The sequence below is a fragment of the Paraburkholderia bryophila genome (assembly GCF_013409255.1).
In the GTDB taxonomy this organism is placed as follows: domain Bacteria; phylum Pseudomonadota; class Gammaproteobacteria; order Burkholderiales; family Burkholderiaceae; genus Paraburkholderia.
In genome coordinates this window covers 364,120-380,228 of the sequence record NZ_JACCAS010000001.1, presented here as the reverse complement: position 1 = coordinate 380,228, position 16,109 = coordinate 364,120, and the positions used below count along the sequence as shown (strand labels likewise).

General features: G+C 62.2%; 15 protein-coding genes. 10 read left to right on the top strand and 5 right to left on the bottom strand.

Going from position 1 to position 16,109, the window contains the following annotated elements; all coding sequences use genetic code 11:
• Positions 1 to 23: 23 nt before the first annotated feature.
• From GGD40_RS01640 to flgM, 6 genes are all read left to right on the top strand, one after another.
• A complete protein-coding gene (locus tag GGD40_RS01640) occupies positions 24 to 839 on the top strand; it encodes a taurine ABC transporter ATP-binding protein (protein WP_179704324.1) in 816 nt (271 codons plus the stop codon).
• Complete coding sequence (locus tag GGD40_RS01635; RefSeq protein WP_179742605.1) at positions 832 to 1,761, top strand: ABC transporter permease subunit; 930 nt, start codon at positions 832 to 834, stop codon at positions 1,759 to 1,761. Before GGD40_RS01640 ends, GGD40_RS01635 begins: the two co-directional genes overlap by 8 nt.
• A gap of 187 nt (positions 1,762 to 1,948) precedes the next feature.
• Positions 1,949 to 3,781, top strand: coding sequence for a sulfoacetaldehyde acetyltransferase (gene xsc, locus GGD40_RS01630; RefSeq protein ID WP_179742604.1), 1,833 nt, complete (start codon positions 1,949 to 1,951; stop codon positions 3,779 to 3,781).
• Between the two features lie 164 nt (positions 3,782 to 3,945).
• Complete coding sequence (pta, locus tag GGD40_RS01625) at positions 3,946 to 4,965, top strand: phosphate acetyltransferase (RefSeq protein ID WP_179742603.1); 1,020 nt, start codon at positions 3,946 to 3,948, stop codon at positions 4,963 to 4,965.
• A gap of 84 nt (positions 4,966 to 5,049) precedes the next feature.
• Entirely contained in the window at positions 5,050 to 5,937 is an 888-nt protein-coding gene (locus GGD40_RS01620) for an SDR family oxidoreductase (RefSeq protein ID WP_179742602.1), read from the top strand.
• An 809-nt stretch (positions 5,938 to 6,746) separates the two neighbouring features.
• Positions 6,747 to 7,058 carry a flagellar biosynthesis anti-sigma factor FlgM gene (gene flgM / locus GGD40_RS01615; protein ID WP_179742601.1) on the top strand — a complete coding sequence of 104 codons (312 nt, stop codon included), beginning with the start codon at positions 6,747 to 6,749 and terminating at the stop codon, positions 7,056 to 7,058.
• A 28-nt stretch (positions 7,059 to 7,086) separates the two neighbouring features.
• Here flgM and GGD40_RS01610 read toward each other — a convergent pair whose 3' ends face one another.
• Positions 7,087 to 7,500: a PPC domain-containing DNA-binding protein gene (locus GGD40_RS01610; protein WP_179742600.1), complete on the bottom strand. Its 414-nt coding sequence runs from the start codon at positions 7,498 to 7,500 to the stop codon at positions 7,087 to 7,089.
• A 316-nt stretch (positions 7,501 to 7,816) separates the two neighbouring features.
• On the opposite strand from GGD40_RS01610, the gene GGD40_RS01605 reads away from it, so the two are divergent.
• The 3 genes from GGD40_RS01605 to GGD40_RS01595 all read left to right on the top strand — a co-directional run bounded on the left by GGD40_RS01605 (position 7,817) and on the right by GGD40_RS01595 (position 10,766).
• Entirely contained in the window at positions 7,817 to 8,845 is a 1,029-nt protein-coding gene (locus GGD40_RS01605; protein WP_179742599.1) for a hypothetical protein, read from the top strand.
• 667 nt (positions 8,846 to 9,512) lie between these two features.
• Positions 9,513 to 10,178: a DNA-3-methyladenine glycosylase I gene (locus GGD40_RS01600; protein WP_218900780.1), complete on the top strand. Its 666-nt coding sequence runs from the start codon at positions 9,513 to 9,515 to the stop codon at positions 10,176 to 10,178.
• Positions 10,179 to 10,340: 162 nt separating this feature from the next.
• Complete coding sequence (locus GGD40_RS01595; protein WP_179704312.1) at positions 10,341 to 10,766, top strand: lipocalin-like domain-containing protein; 426 nt, start codon at positions 10,341 to 10,343, stop codon at positions 10,764 to 10,766.
• Between the two features lie 102 nt (positions 10,767 to 10,868).
• Here GGD40_RS01595 and GGD40_RS01590 read toward each other — a convergent pair whose 3' ends face one another.
• The 4 genes from GGD40_RS01590 to GGD40_RS01575 form a co-directional block, all read right to left on the bottom strand.
• Positions 10,869 to 12,593, bottom strand: coding sequence for a cobaltochelatase CobT-related protein (locus tag GGD40_RS01590; protein WP_179742598.1), 1,725 nt, complete (start codon positions 12,591 to 12,593; stop codon positions 10,869 to 10,871).
• Positions 12,590 to 13,567 (bottom strand): AAA family ATPase, encoded by a 978-nt coding sequence (locus GGD40_RS01585; RefSeq protein WP_179742597.1) that lies wholly within the window; start codon positions 13,565 to 13,567, stop codon positions 12,590 to 12,592. The genes GGD40_RS01590 and GGD40_RS01585 overlap by 4 nt, the downstream gene beginning before the upstream one ends.
• A 168-nt stretch (positions 13,568 to 13,735) precedes the next feature.
• Positions 13,736 to 15,151, bottom strand: a complete 1,416-nt coding sequence (locus GGD40_RS01580) for an NAD(P)/FAD-dependent oxidoreductase (protein ID WP_179742596.1) — start codon at positions 15,149 to 15,151, stop codon at positions 13,736 to 13,738.
• A gap of 18 nt (positions 15,152 to 15,169) precedes the next feature.
• Positions 15,170 to 15,574 (bottom strand): nuclear transport factor 2 family protein, encoded by a 405-nt coding sequence (locus GGD40_RS01575; RefSeq protein ID WP_179742595.1) that lies wholly within the window; start codon positions 15,572 to 15,574, stop codon positions 15,170 to 15,172.
• A 321-nt stretch (positions 15,575 to 15,895) separates the two neighbouring features.
• Here GGD40_RS01575 and GGD40_RS01570 point away from each other — a divergent pair, with 321 nt between their 5' ends.
• Positions 15,896 to 16,105 carry a DUF3311 domain-containing protein gene (locus GGD40_RS01570; protein WP_179704301.1) on the top strand — a complete coding sequence of 70 codons (210 nt, stop codon included), beginning with the start codon at positions 15,896 to 15,898 and terminating at the stop codon, positions 16,103 to 16,105.
• Positions 16,106 to 16,109 lie beyond the last annotated feature (4 nt).

The following is a 16,109-nucleotide window of genomic DNA, read 5'->3' as shown; positions in this document are numbered from 1 at the left end:
ATCCAGGCGTTTCAGGAGGCAACATGGAAAACATGACAATCAGAAACGTCAGCGTGACGTTTCCAGGGCGTCGGCCCGGCCAGACCGTGCGGGCGCTCGACGACATCAACCTGACCATCCGCCCGGGCGATTTCGTGGTGGCGCTGGGCGCGTCCGGCTGCGGCAAGACGACGCTGCTGTCGCTGATGGCCGGCTTCATCGCGCCGACTCAGGGAGAGTTGCTGCTCGGCGGCGAGCCGATCGCGGGCCCCGGCGCGGATCGCGGCGTGGTGTTCCAGAAACACGCGCTGCTGCCGTGGCTCAACGTGATCGACAACGCCGAATTCGGCCTCAAGCTGCAAGGCGTGCCGCGCGCGCAGCGCCGTGAGATTGCCGTGCGCAACCTCGCGCTGGTGGGCCTGCAGGACTTCCACAAGCACATGATCTATCAGCTCTCGGGCGGCATGCAGCAACGCGTGGGGATTGCCCGCGCGCTGACCTGCGACCCGGCCATGCTGCTGATGGACGAGCCCATGGCCGCGCTCGACGCACTGACCCGCGAGACCATTCAGGAGTTGCTGCTCGACGTCTGGAAGAAGACCGGCAAGATGTACTTCTTCATCACCCACAGCGTGGAGGAAGCGCTGTTTCTGGCGAGCCGCCTGGTCGTGATGTCGCCGCGACCCGGGCGCATCACGCACACGTATGAGCTGGATTTCAACCGCCGTTTTCTCGACACGCGCGACGCGCGCGCCATCAAATCGAGTCCCGATTTCATCGCGATGCGCGAGCAGGTCCTCAACATCATTTACGGCGACGAGAAGCTGCACGCCGCCGAAGCCGGGGTGGCGCATGTTTAGTTCCAAATCCGCACAAGCCGTTCTGCAGCACGAGGTCTCGCCGATGGACACCAACGCGCCGATCGAGCCAATCGAACCACCCCGCCGGCCAGGCCGCAAAACCCGCGTGCTGGCGAAGAAACCCGCCCGCCCCGGCGACACCTTCGGCGTGCCGGGCCAGGGCAGCAGTGTCGTGACGAGTCTGATTACCGTGGCCGCGTTTCTCGGCCTCTGGTTCGCCGCGACCAACCTGCACTGGATCAAGCCGCTGTTCCTGCCCTCGCCGCAGGCCGTCTACGCGAAGTTCATCTTCGTCGCCACCGAAGGCTTCGCCAACTCGACGCTCGCGCAGCACACCGGCGTGAGCCTGCTGCGCGTGTTCGGCGCGTTCGCGCTCGCCTGCGTCACGGCGATTCCGATCGGCGTGATGATGGGCGTGTCGCGTTTCGCGCGCGGCGCCTTCGATCCACCCATCGAGTTCTACCGGCCCCTGCCGCCGCTCGCGTATTTGCCGCTCATCATCATCTGGTTCGGCATCGGCGAATTTTCGAAAGTGCTGCTGATCTATCTGGCCATCTTCGCCCCGCTCGCCATCGCGGCGCGCGCCGGGGTGCGCTCGGTGTCGATCGAACAGATTCACGCCGCGTATTCGATGGGTGCCTCACGCACGCAGGTGGTGCTGTACGTGATCCTGAAGTCGGCGATGCCGGAGATTTTCACCGGCATGCGGATCGGCATCGGCGTCGGCTGGACCACGCTGGTGGCCGCCGAAATGGTCGCGTCGACCAGCGGCCTCGGCTTCATGGTGCTCAACGCCGCGGAGTTCCTGGCGAGCGATGTCGTGATCATGGGGATCATCGTGATCGGCTTCTTCGCGCTCTGCTTCGACCTGCTGATGCGCTACCTCGAACGCGTACTGGTGCCGTGGAAAGGCCGGGTTTGACGACACGGGCGGCAACGCTCGCGGCGCGCTGCCGCGTCGCCCTTCGCATATCGGAACATATTGGTACAAAACGTTCCACTTATTGGATTTTCGATTGACGCCCCGAAAAGCCTGCCCTACATTTTAGACACCAAGCATTTTTCGGTATTTTTTGTTCCACTTATCTTAAAGAGCCGGAGACACCCCCATGAGCGAGCAGAACCCTTCCCCGCGTGACGCCAGCGCCGACCACCGCGCGAGCGGCCCGCAAGCCATGACGCCGTCCGAAGCCTTCGTCGAAACACTGGCGGCCAATGGTGTGACCGACATGTTCGGCATCATGGGCTCGGCGTTCATGGACGCGATGGACATCTTCGCGCCCGCCGGCATCCGTCTGATTCCCGTGGTTCACGAGCAAGGCGCCGGTCATATGGCCGACGGTTATTCGCGCGTGTCGGGCCGTCACGGCGTGGTGATCGGGCAGAACGGCCCGGGCATCAGCAACTGCGTCACGGCCATCGCGGCGGCCTACTGGGCGCATAGCCCGGTGGTGATCGTGACGCCGGAAGCCGGCACCATGGGCATTGGTCTCGGCGGCTTCCAGGAAGCCAAACAACTGCCCATGTTCCAGGAGTTCACCAAGTACCAGGGCCACGTCACGCACCCTGCGCGGATGGCGGAATTCACCGGCCGCTGCTTTGACCGCGCGATGGCGGAAATGGGCCCGACCCAGCTCAACATTCCGCGCGACTACTTCTACGGCCAGGTCAAGGTGGAGATTCCGCAACCGCAGCGGCTCGACCGTGGCGCCGGCGGCGATCAGCGTCTGGACGAAGCCGCCGAACTGCTCGCGCAGGCCAAATTCCCCGTGATCATTTCCGGCGGCGGCGTGGTGATGGCCGACGCCGTCGAAGAATGCAAGGCGCTCGCCGAGCGCCTCGGCGCGCCGGTGGTCAACAGCTATCTGCACAACGACTCGTTCCCGGCGAATCATCCGCTGTGGTGCGGCCCGCTCGGCTATCAGGGTTCCAAGGCGGCGATGAAGCTGCTGTCGCGCGCCGACGTGGTGATCGCGCTCGGTTCGCGGCTCGGGCCGTTCGGCACGTTGCCGCAGCACGGCATGGACTACTGGCCGACCAACGCGAAGATCATCCAGATCGACGCCGATCACAAGATGCTCGGCCTCGTGAAGAAGATTTCGGTGGGCATCTGCGGCGATGCGAAGGCGGCCGCCATCGCGTTGACGCAGCGTCTGGCCGATCGCAAGATTGCCTGCGACGCCACCCGCAACGAACGCGGCGATCAGATCGCCTCGGAAAAAGCGGCGTGGGAGAAAGAACTCGACGAGTGGACCCACGAACGCGACCCGTACAGCCTCGACATGATCGAGGAGCAGAAACAGGAACGCACGCCGGGCGGCGGCACCTATCTGCATCCGCGCCAGGTGCTGCGTGAACTGGAAAAGGCCATGCCGGAAGACGTGATGGTGTCGACCGATATCGGCAACATCAACTCAGTGTCGAACAGCTACCTGCGCTTCAACAAGCCGCGCAGCTTCTTTGCGGCGATGAGCTGGGGCAACTGCGGTTACGCGTTCCCGACCATCATCGGCGCGAAGGTCGCGGCGCCGCACCGCCCTGCCATTTCGTATGCCGGCGACGGCGCGTGGGGCATGAGCATGATGGAAACCATGACCTGCGTGCGCCACAACATTCCGGTGACGGCCGTGGTGTTTCATAACCGCCAATGGGGCGCGGAGAAGAAGAACCAGGTGGACTTCTACAACCGTCGCTTCGTCGCCGGTGAACTGGACAACCAGAGCTTCGCGGAGATTGCGAAGGCGATGGGCGCCGAAGGGATCGTGGTGGACCGGCTCGAAGATGTGGGCCCGGCGTTGAAGCGCGCAATCGATCTGCAGATGAATCATGGCAAGACCACGATCATCGAGATCATGTGTACCCGCGAACTGGGTGACCCGTTCCGCCGCGATGCGCTCGCCAAGCCGGTGCGCATGCTCGACAAGTACAAGGACTACGTTTGAGCACAGCAGGCATCTGAGTGTCGGCGGGCTCCGGTTTTCGTCTTGTAGTTTGAGGCGGTCGGAGCCCGCCGTGCTTGCGGGTCGCCGGTTCGAATGCCGTTCGCGGTGTTGCGGTCCGCGCCCCTTCGCTGCGCGTCTTGCGGCCTCCGTTATCGGGCATTGCCATGAAAGCCATTCTCCGCATCATCGACCAGGCGCGCGCATCGCCCATGCGCATCGTGCTGAGTGAAGCCGACGATCCGCGCGTGCTGCAAGCCGCGCAACGCGCGAGCCGTGAAGGCGTCGCGCGTATCGTGCTGGTGGGCGACGCCGCGCGCATTCGCGAGGCCGCGGCGGGCTTCGATATCGATCTGTCAGGGATGGAACTGGTCGACCCTGCGAGTTCGCCGCACGCATCGTCATACGCCACCGAACTGTTCGCGCTGCGCGGCAAGAAAGGCATGACGCTGGATCAGGCACAACAGGAAATCCTCAAGCCGCTGTGCTTCGCGAACCTGATGGTGCGTCTCGGCGACGCCGACGGTTCCGTGTCCGGCGCCGTCAACACCACCGCCGACGTGGTGCGCACCGCGATCCAGGTGATCGGCATTGCGCCGTCGTTCAAACTCGTGTCGAGCTTCTTCCTGATGATGCTGTGCGAGCCGTTCCACACGCTCAAAGGCGGCCTGATCTTTTCCGACTGCGCGCTCGTTGTCGAACCGGATGCCGACCAGCTTGCCGAGATCGCAATCGCTGCAGCCGACAGCGGACGCAGCCTGCTGATGGATGAACCGCGCGTGGCGATGCTGTCGTTTTCGACCAGCGGCAGCGCGCATCATGCGGCGGTCGATAAGGTGGTCAACGCTACGCATCGAGTGCAGGAACGTCGCCCGCATCTCATGATCGATGGGGACGTGCAACTCGACGCCGCGATCGTCTCCGAAATCGCGCTGCGCAAGGTCAAGCATTCGCAGGTCGAGGGGCATGCGAATGTGCTGGTGTTTCCGAGTCTTGAGGCGGGCAACATCGGCTATAAGCTGGCGGAGCGGATCGGCGGTGCGAAGGCCATTGGGCCGTTGCTACAGGGCTTGCAGAAGCCCGCTAACGATCTGTCGCGCGGGTGCAGCGCGGATGATATTTACTATGTGATCGCCGTGACGGCAGTGCAGGCGCAGGCGGCGCTTGCGCGCGTCGAAGCCTGTTAGTCGGTTTACCATGATGAGCTCACCACTTCTATGGAATGAGAAATGATCGGATAGTGAACGGGTGACACACACGGAGAGTTCACTATGCGTATTTTTCTCACGGGCGCGACGGGTTTTATCGGTTCGGCCCTCGTTCCCGAGCTCATCGCAGCCGGCCATCACGTAATCGGCATGACGCGGTCGGACGCAGGCGCGCAAGCGCTTGCCGATGCGGGTGCCGAAGTGCATCGCGGCACCCTGGAGGACACCGCGAGCTTGCGCGAAGGCGCCGCGAAAGCGGATGCCGTCATCCACGCGGCCTTCGATCACGACTTCTCGAACTTCGTCGCGAACTGCGAAAAAGACAAGCGCGCCATCGCCGCACTCGGTTCCGCGCTCACTGGTTCGGATCGTCCACTCCTCATCACGTCCGGAACGGGTGTGGGCAGCGGCGAGCACGGCGAACCGGCGAGCGAAGACGTCTTCAATACGAGCCACCCCAATCCGCGGATCGGCTCGGAACTGGCCGGCAATGCGCTGCTTGAGGCCGGCATCAATGTATCGGTGATGCGGCTGCCGCAAGTTCACAATCCTTTCAAGCAGGGGCTGATCTCACCGCTGGTCGCCATCGCCCGGGAGAAAGGCGTGGTGGCCTATGTGGGCGAGGGACGCAATCGCTGGCCCGCCGGTCATCTTTCCGACGTTGTACGTCTGTATCGGCTCGCGATCGAAAAACGCGAGCCGGGTGCCCGTTACCATGCGGTCGGAGAAGAAGGCATCAGCAGCCGCGAGATTGCCGGGTCGCTCGGACGCGGTCTGAACCTGCCGGTCGTTTCGATCTCGCAGGACGAAGCGGCGGCGCACTTCGGATGGATGGGGATGTTTGTCGGTCTGGATATGCCGGCTTCGAGCGCGCTGACGCAGGCACGGTTGGGCTGGAAGCCGACGGGCCCGACGTTGCTCGCCGATCTTGATGAAGCGCGATATGTGTAGGGGTGGTTGAGCGCTGAGCACTCAGCGGTGAAGCCGGCGCTGATGGGGTGATGGATGCGCCTGATGGCGATGGGCTCGGGAGTGCATGACCGACTGGGCACGTGAGCGGCAGATCAAGCCAGGCGGGCTATGCCGCCCGGTCCGACGAAGCGGCAAGGCAAGTGCCGCACGAGCGCGCCCTGCCCGTTCGCAGACGTCCGGCGCTCACTGTCGTTTCGGCGCCGCACTCGCACTGGCAAGTCCACAATCCATCGCCCGCGTACCGCTGCGTTGTCAGTTGGCCGAAAACCTCGCCGCTTTTCAGCGCAGGCGAGCCCGGTCGCGACCGCCACACACGACGCTGCTCGCGGCACCCGCAATCCTGCACTTCACCGCTCTCCACGGTCTTTAGCCCGGCAGTCACGTGGCGGCCGCAGCGGCATCGCCAAAGCCACGACTCCGCGCCGCAATAGTGAAGCGCGACGAGATGGCCGAAGGCGCGACCAGCGACATCGCGACGTGGCGGAAAGGGCCATTGAGGTGGCAAAGGGTGGCGGATACGTTTGTTCACAGGAGGTAAATGGGGTGCAGTGGCCTGCTCTCAAGTGTAATCGTGCCCCTGGTTAGAAACGGCTCGACAAGGATCAGTCTATGGCCCTTATGTGGGGTTGTTCACACTTTGTTTCAATTTGCTTGAGGTGTCTGGAGGCCCCGGCCAGCATGGCTTTGCGGCTTGAAACGGAGCGCGGACCCCGTTGCGCTTCACGCGGCGGGGTGAAGATTTCAAACGCTTGACCGTTAAAGGATTCAACAGATGGGGGACATATACCATGAAGATTGAATCCGGCAATTATCCGCTCGCGGCTCCGCAGAGCGGCGCACGAGGCGCAACGGCCAATAGCGATGCAGAAGGCGCCGTCGAGTCCGTGCAACCCGTCAGCGCTGCCGACGCGCAGCATTCGACTGTCAGTCTGTCGTCAATGTCCGCAGTGCACACGTCGGGCGATTCGGACATCGACACGGCGAAGGTCGAGTCGATCAAGGCCGCGCTGCGTCACGGTAGCTACACGATCGACTCGGGCAAGATCGCCGATGGCATGCTCAGCCACGCGCGTGATTTGCTGCAAAAGACAACGCCCTGAGCGGAAGCTGAACAACGGCGTTAGTAGATCAACCCGGCTTATCTTGCGGCGCGCTATGGATCGTCAGCTCCAGGAATCCGGTACCGGGATCGAACTCCCGCGAGAAGCGATGTTCGGGGAGCAACGCTAGCAACAGCTCGGCAGTCGTGCGGACCTTGCACCCGTGCGCCACATGGCCGCCGGATACCTGACCACGCGCGTCGGCGACGCTCATGTGCAGGTGTGCGCCATCGGGCGAGACCGAGCCGGCTAGCGTCAATATTTCAAGGTCGCCGCGCAGTTCAGTCGGAGCCTCGGCCCCGGCGAATCGCAATTGGGCGACGCTGAGACTCCCGATACCCTGAATCACGAAGGCTGCGTGCGACTGGCGCTGACGCAGTACGTCTTCGACTGCGACACGCAAATCGTCGCCGGGGGAAAGGCGTAAGGGATAGGCTTGCATGGGCGGGCACGAGTTCGATGTTGCGGACAGGTTAAGTTGGAACAAGGGCTTCGGCAAGCGGGCGTTGGGCGGTTGCGATGAGTGCGACGTCGGGTCGATCGGCATTGGCCGGTCAGAAACGGCCGTTTGACATCGCCGCTTAATTACGACATGAAGAGCCGCTGCCTGAGCAAATGCAGGGCCATTGGATATCGATGGGTGTTCCCTCGCATTGCACGCCAAAACACAGGTTCAAACTGGCGGAAGTTCGTTTGGCCTCCGGCCGGCGTCTATGCTTCATTGGCGTATTCGCACAATATGACCAAGGAGGCGTGTCATGAAACCCACGCTATGTGTCGCCGTCGCCAGTATGCTGTTCTGGGTCCAACTGGCGCACGCCGCCTGCCCCAACGACGCCGTCTTCCTCGTTCTAGGTGATCAGATTCGCGGTTACTCCTTGCGCGCCAACGGAGCGACCGAGCCCTGCCAGGTGCTGCAAGGGCCGCTCACCACCCTCATGACCGCCGGAGCGACGGTGATCGACAAGAAGGACTTCTTTCACGTTGCGCAGTTTCTCACCAGTAGTACTGTCGACATCTTTCCGCGCAAGGCCGAGGGCAATGAGGCACCCAGCCGGTCGTTCATGTTGACATCAACAAATGACCTGCTCAGCATCGCAGTGGATTCCCACCTCAACGACTTCGTCCTGACCATTCGACCGTCCGAAGCAGGCGTGCTGGTCGTTCCCAATAGCAGCTCTGGTCCTCTGCCCAATCCGACTCGCATTACTGATCCAACTATCAATCAGTACGTGAGCATCGCCATTGATAAGGACGACAATCTGCTGATTGCGGGTTATGACATACGGGGGGCGGCGATCATCGACACGTTTGGCACGAGTCGTAGCCTTACCTCCCCGCCGCTTCTTCGCAGCCTCACGGGTAGCAAAACCGGCCTGTTGCCGGGGACGCCACTTTTTGGAAGGAACAACATGACGATCGCTCTCGATCCTCGTACGGACGAATTGTTCGTCTACAACGCGACCACAGACGAGACGCAGATCCAGGTGAGCGTTTTCGCCGCCAAGGCGAGCGGCGACGTACCGCCGGTACGGACAATCAGCGGTCCAGCCACGGGAATCACTGGCTCTGGCTTGCCGGGAAACGAGATCGCCATCTCCTCGGACGGACGGCTCCTTGTTGCCGAGCCGAACCTGCGTATTCTCGCGTTCGCGCCGGGAGCAAGAGGTAATGTGGCGCCGTCGCAGATCATCGAGGACTCCACGCCCGGTCCAATCGCCCAGGGTGGGATTGTGGTCCGGTCGGGAAGGCGCGGGCAACAGAACGAACAGGACGATGATCGATGACACGGACGAAGCCGGTGGCAAATAATCCGATTGAACCTGGACGTCTAGCGTCGAACGGCCGCTTTGGGTAAATCTGAAGGTCTGTTCAGGATCGCGTGCTGCCGATCGCGGCCTGTCCAGGTTGAAGCTGCGTCCGCCCGATCCCATGGGACAGTAGCCGGCCAGAATTGGCGTTTCGACAGACATTCCGTAATCGTTGACAAGCTTACCTCGGGCACACGATCCGTATTTAGGCCGGGACAGAACTACGGTCGACTGAAAATTGGCATCTCACGATGGAATGGCTGAAGCCTTGGCTGTCTACGGAAGGCGAAAACGAAAAATTCCGCGAGGTGTTCGCGCACCAGCCTGGATTGGAAGTTGGACCCGAACATCAGTTATTTCGGTTGTCCACGCGACTGATCGGACGTGGCCAAGGCGATGACGCGTTATTCGAAATACTGGATGGGACCGGCCGAGTTGCGGTCGTTCACCTAACTTGGGCTAAGACCACAGAACGACATCCTTGGCCGATCACTAAGTTCTACGCGGATATTCAAGAATGGGTTGAGAAGTGCATGCGACCTGAACATGAGGCGTGGGACGACTAACTGGACGCTTCGGGTCGTCCCGATCCGATCGCGTCGGACGTTAAAATAAGCGAGGGAAACTCAGGAACGGGATTGAATTGGACACGAAAACGAAATCGGCTCGCAAAACGTCGCGGAAGGAAGCAGACCATTCAAGCGCCCCTGAAACGCGAGCTGTCGTCATCGGCGATGACGGACTGGCCCGACCTCCATGGGCCGCGGTCGACACTATGCTGCGCGCCTATTACGACACCGAATGGGGAATGCCTGTACGGGATGAAAGAGGATTGTTCGAGCGACTTTCTCTGGAGGCGTTTCAGTCGGGGTTGTCGTGGGCGACGATCCTCAGGAAGAGGGATGCATTTCGCACGGTATTCTGCGATTTCGATCCCGACACAGTAGCGCTGTTCGATGACACGCAAGTGGAACGCCTTCTCACCGATTCCAGAATCATTCGTAATCGCGCCAAGATACTTGCGACGATCAAAAACGCAGTCGCGACGATCGGACTTCGTCAGGAAGGCGGCCTCGTCAAGTTCATCTGGTCATTTCAACCTGCGAGTACGCCTCGTCCCCAAACGATCGACGAAATTCCGACAGTGTCCGAGGAGTCGGTCGCACTGAGCAAGGCGCTTCGTGAAAAAGGTTTTTCGTTCGTCGGCCCTACGACGATGTACGCGCTCATGGAAGCTACGGGGATTGTCGACACGCATCTGCTGGACAGTCACCGTCGGGGGAGCTCCGGCGTCTGGCATCGGATATGACCGCCGTTCACAAGGAGAGCGTTCGTTCATAGCCGACAGTACCGGGCCATGAGCGGTCCGTGGCACATCCCGCAAATTCGATGGTGTTATTGCCATTTGCATGGCAACTTACCCACCATTCGACAGGCGGGTACATTCAGGCGAACGACTACAGGAAGGAATATGTCCGAGCACGACACCAAGCTCCACGGTAACTGGCGATTGGTTTCTTTTGAAACCGAGCTTCAGGATTCAAAGGAGCGTACTCAACCGTGGGGCGCCGACCCCAATGGGTACCTTATGTTCAGCGCTGACGGGCGGATGATGGTGTTAGTCACCGCAAAGGCACGCGAGCCAGGCAATACAGATGAGAAAATAGTGGCACTTTTCCGTACCGTGATGGCCTATACAGGACGGTATCGGATAGAGGGCGACAGGTTCATCGTGAAGATCGACTCGTGCTGGAACGAAGCCTGGAACGGCACTGAGCAGGAACGCTTCTACAAGCTCGATGGAGACACGCTTGAAGTCGGTACGGCCTGGATGCCGAATCCGTTAGTGCCAGGCAATCCGATAGGAAGGGCGATTCTCCGTCTTAGACGCGAATAGTTTCCCGTACGTTGAATTCGCAACCAGATCGGTAGCGAAGACGCGACGTGATCGCTGCGGCCTCACATCCATCCGCACGACCAGCCGCACCGCCCAAGCCCCCTACCGCCGCGCGCCAATCCAGCTCACCACTTCACCAAACAACGCCATATCCGGCGCCGTCGACAGATCAACCGCGAGACAGCGGCGGTAATACGGACTCAAATCGAGCCCTACCCCAAGCCCCAGCACTTCGACATCGCGCGCCGCTTCATTACGCGCGACCACCTGCTTCAGATGATTGTCGAGGTAATACGCGTCGTTCACCTGCGCGGTAGCGCTATCCATCGGACTACCGTCCGAAATCACGATCAAAATCCGCCGAGGCTCCGCGCGCGCACGCAAGCGCGTGCACGCCCAATCGACCGCTTCCCCGTCCACGCCTTCACGAAACAGATCGGCCTTGAACAACGCGGCGAGATTCGTGCGCGCGCGCCGCCAACTCGTCGCGGCGTCCTTGAACACGAGATGAGCGATTTCGTTCAGACGGCCCGGATGCTGTGGTCGCCCACCAGCCAGCCAGTCCAACCTCGCTCGCCCGCCGTTCCACGCGCCGGTGCTGAAACCGAGCACTTCAGTCGCGACACCTGCCTGATCGAGCGCACGGATGAGCACGTCCACCAGCACCGCGACCTGTTCGATATGCACCCGCATCGACCCCGAACAGTCGATCAGAAAACTCACCACGCAATCGGCCACCGGCCGGTAACGATCGAGCAGAAACAGACGCCGCTCACCCGGCGAACTGACGAGTTGCGCGAGACGGCGACCGTCCACACGCCCCTGCTCTTCGCCAAACGACCAGCCGTCACGACGCGGCACGGCAAGCGCCGCCTTCAGCGCATACGCGAGCCGGGGCACATTGATGCGTTGCGCGGCAATCCGTTGGTCGAGCTGGTCGCGGTATTGCGCGAGCAATTCGCGGCGGATTCCCGTGGCCGGCACAAGCTCGCGGTCATAGCGCGTCGTGTAGGCCTGATAACGCTGGTCGGCCTCTCTCAGCACACGGCTGTCGCCGGTAGCCGCGAGTCCCATATCGACCTGCTCGCCGGCATCGGAATCGAACCATAGCGCGAACATCACGCGCACGGCTTCGTCATCTTCGAGCGCTTCTGCGTCCTCTTCGGCAGACTCCCCGCGCGCGTCGCGCATCATCACGCCGACCAAACGAGCCAGGTCGAGCGCATGAAGCGCGAACACACTCTGCTCCGCGCGATGCCGCCGCAATGCTGCAAGCGGCACACCTAACGTCGGCGTGATAGCGGCGCGCGTCGCTTCGATCAGGCCTTCGCTTTCCTCCAGCACGGGCCAACCCGACAGGCGCGACCAGACGATCTGCGCAACCGTATAAAGGAGAATCCCAAGGTGCCCATCCGCCAATCCCGCGCGACAGAACGCGCGCGACCACGTTTCGAAGCGATGCCGCAGATTGTGCACAAGCCCCGGCATCGCAACCGGCGCCAGCGCTTCGCAACGCAGTTGCTCGAACAGTTCGAACAGCAGGCGCTCGACCGGCTCCGTGGGGCACAAGCTCGCGTGCAGCGTCGCGTCGGAGTGAGTGAGCCGCAACGCCGCGCCATCCGCAGCGCCGCGCAGCGAGGCCAGATCGTCCACTTGCGGATCGGTGCGCAGATGCGGCGCGTGCAACGGCAACGGACGCAACCCACGGCACAACCGGCCGGCGCGGTAATGCAATTGCGCGTCGCCGGTGAACGCACGCGCGGCTGCCGCGCACAGATTCTGCCGCTGCTCCGCGCGGCGTGCCGCCTGCCGCTCGGCGGGGGTCATTGCGCCTCCGTCGAACGAACCTCGCTATCCAGTTCGCGATCGAAGCAGCGCTGAAAATACTCAGCAACAATCGCCCGTTCGGCCTCGTCGCACTTGTTGACGAACGTGAGACGAAACGCCAGCGCCGGGTCGCGGAAAATCTGGCAGTTTTCTGCCCAGTCGATCACCGTGCGCGGCGACATCAGCGTCGACAGATCGCCGGTGGCGAAGCCCTTGCGCGTCAGATCGGCGACGCTGATCATCGATTCGATCAGCCGTCTGCCGGCCTCATCGGCCAGCTCCGGCACGCGCGCCTGCACGATGCTCGCCTCTTCTTCGCGCGGCAGGTAATTGAGTGTGGCCACCACATTCCAGCGGTCCATCTGCGCGTGATTCAGCAACTGCGTGCCGTGATACAAGCCGTTCAGATTGCCGAGCCCAACCGTATTAGTCGTAGCAAAAAGCCGGAAAAAAGGATGCGGATGAATCACGCGATTCTGATCGAGCAGCGTGAACTTACCGTCGCGTTCCAGAATGCGCTGGATCACGAACATCACGTCCGGACGGCCCGCGTCGTATTCGTCGAAGATCAGCGCCATGGGACGCTGCAACGCCCATGGCACGATGCCTTCCTGAAACTCGGTCACCTGCAGATCGTCGCGCACGACGATCGTGTCTTTGCCGACCAGATCGAGGCGACTGATATGGCCGTCGAGATTCACGCGCACGCACGGCCAGTTCAACCGCGCGGCGACCTGTTCGATGTGCGTGGATTTACCGGTGCCGTGCAAGCCCTGCACCATCACCCGACGCTCGCGCATGAAGCCGGCGAGAATCGCCAGCGTCACCTCGGGATTGAAGCGGTACACCTCGTCGATTTCCGGCACGTGGTCGTCGCGTTCGCTGAAGGCCGGCACCATCAAGCCTGAATCGATGCCGAACACCGTGCGCACCGAAATCATGCGGTCGGGTCGGGCTGTCGAGATATCGGTCACTGCGTTCTCCTCTGTGCGTCGCCTGCCAGGCCCGCGTTTGGTCTGTGCCAGGCTTGCCTCACGACAAGGGCCGCGCACACGGGAAAGCATGGCGCGGCCTCGCCGGTTCATCATACGCAGTTTGTTTTTCCGATACAAATCATTCCGTTTTTTATATTTCCACGCAACTCAAGGCTTCTCGTCGCGGCGGAAGTACAACTGATACAGCGCCCGCTGGCCGATCCGCCGGAACGGTGCGAACGGATGCCCCGGCAAGGGCGACGCGAAAATCGGCAATGTCTCTTTCGCGCCCTTCCCGGCAATGCGTTCGGCCAGCCGCCGCCCGGCCTGCTGCGAATACGACACGCCGTTGCCGCCATAACCCAGCGCGTAATAGATCGTCTCTCGCGGGTCCGGTTGAAACACGCGCGGCATCATGTCGTGACTGACATCCACCCAGCCCCACCACGAATAATCGATCGCGACGCCACGCAGCGCGGGAAACTTGCGGACCATACCCTCGACCAGCAGGTCGTAGTGGCGCGGATTCGGCGCATCGGCGCCGGTGATCGCGGAGCGGCTGCCGATCTGCAAGCGGTTATCCGGCAGAAAGCGATAGTAGAAGCGCAGCGTGCGCGTATCCGTCAGCACCTGGGTCGTGCGGAAATTGCACGCGGCGATTTCCTGCGCGGTGAGCGGACGCGTGACCATCGAATTCGACAGGATCGGCATGATGCGGCTGCGCAACGAATCATGCAGCGTTTGCGCCGTATAAGCGCCGGTCGCGATACCCACCGCGCGCGCCCGAACCATGCCGCCCGGCGTGCGCAAATGATGAATCCCGTTGATGGTCTCCCAGCCGAGCACCGGACTCGCCGGATGCACCTTCGCACCCGCTTCGCGCGCGAGCCGCAGATAGCCGAACGCGAGCTTCAGCGCATGAATGCCGATACCCTCGGGCTCGTGCAGCGCGCCGGCCGCTTCCGCGTCGTTCACGAACTCGCGCTGAAACGTCTGCCGGTCGATCAGCTCCGACGGATAGCCGAACACGTCCTTCCAGACCTTGGCCTCAGCAGCGAGCTTCTGCATGATGCGCGGCCGGTGCGCGATCAGAAAGTGGCCGCCGGGTTGCGGATCGCAATCGATCTCCGCGATCAGCGACTTGAAATTATCGAAGCCTTCCTGAATCTCGTCGTGCATTTTAAGCGCGACATCTTTACCCCAGCGCTCGATCCATTGCGAACGCGACAGCCGTCCCGACGCGTTCTGCCCCTGCCCGCCGTTGCGGCTGCTGCAGCCCCAACTGGTCTTGTTGGCTTCGAGCACCACCGCCTTGATGCCGTGCTCGCGCGCGAGACACAACGCCGTCGCGAGTCCCGTATAACCGCCGCCGATAATCGCCACGTCCACATCCACGTCGGCGGTGATCGGGCCGTCGTCGGCGGGCGGCGTGCCGGCGGTCGCCACCCAGTAGGTCGGCGCGTACTGCTTGCCCCAGCCCGGTCCGGGCGACACCAGCGGGTCGTAGGTGGGATCGTAGCGGGTATCGTCCTCGCGCTCCGACGACAGACGCTGCGCGACGCGTTCGATTTCACTGTGCTCCATCTGCGGCTCCTGTGAGCATCAAACGTTCTGCTTCGGACGTTCCTTGCGGAAGGCGCGCTTGACCGCGATCAGCCCGTCGCGGAACTCGAACAGATCGCAGCCTTCCGCCTCGATGCGCCAGCCTTCCGCATGCGTGCCCGTGAACACCCATTCGGATACGCCGCGCTCGCCGTTCACGGTGTGGCGCCCTTGCCCCCAGTGCGCGTCGGGGAACGTCTTGAAGACCGCTTCGAACGCCGCGCGTGTCGCTTCCCGGCCGACGAAACGTGTGCCGAAGACTTCCGGGCCGCCGGCCGCGTCGAATACGCAGTCTTCGGTCATGAAGCCCATCAACGCTTGCGCGTCGTGACGATTGAAGGCGTCGGAAAACGCGGCGAGGGTCTCGGCCGTGACTTGCGGTTGTGCGGTTTGTGTTTGAGCCATGAAGCTCTCCTCCTGGATGAATTTCGGTCACGCATGGGATGCCGCCACCGACCCGGCGATCCGTGCGGAAATTGTAGGCAGGGGGTTTATCTGACGGGTAGGTCCAGTGCCGGGCTTTCGCCTGGTGCAGCACGCCGACGGCGCGGCTTGCGATCCGGCATCGCGCATGACGCGCCGTCGGGGTTTCGTCACCTCTGCGGCGTACACTGAATTGGACTCAACGAGTCCCGCCAACTGGCTCTATGGTTCTGTTTTTTTGTTCGGCAACACTGGTGGTCAGGCTCGCTTAATCATCCATGACTTCAGCCGCGAGGAACCAAGGTGCTCAAACTGTTTATCGGACTCGGCATTCCGTATCTGGGCGTGATCGGCCTGCTGCCGTGGGTGGCAACCGTCGACCGCTTCGTGTTCGGCGTGCCGTTCATCTACGCGTGGATCTTCGCGTGGTTCATTCTCACTTCCGGCTGCCTGATGATCTGCTGGCGCGTGTTCGACAGCCGTCACGACGAGTCCCACCCGCAAAACCGCTAAAGGA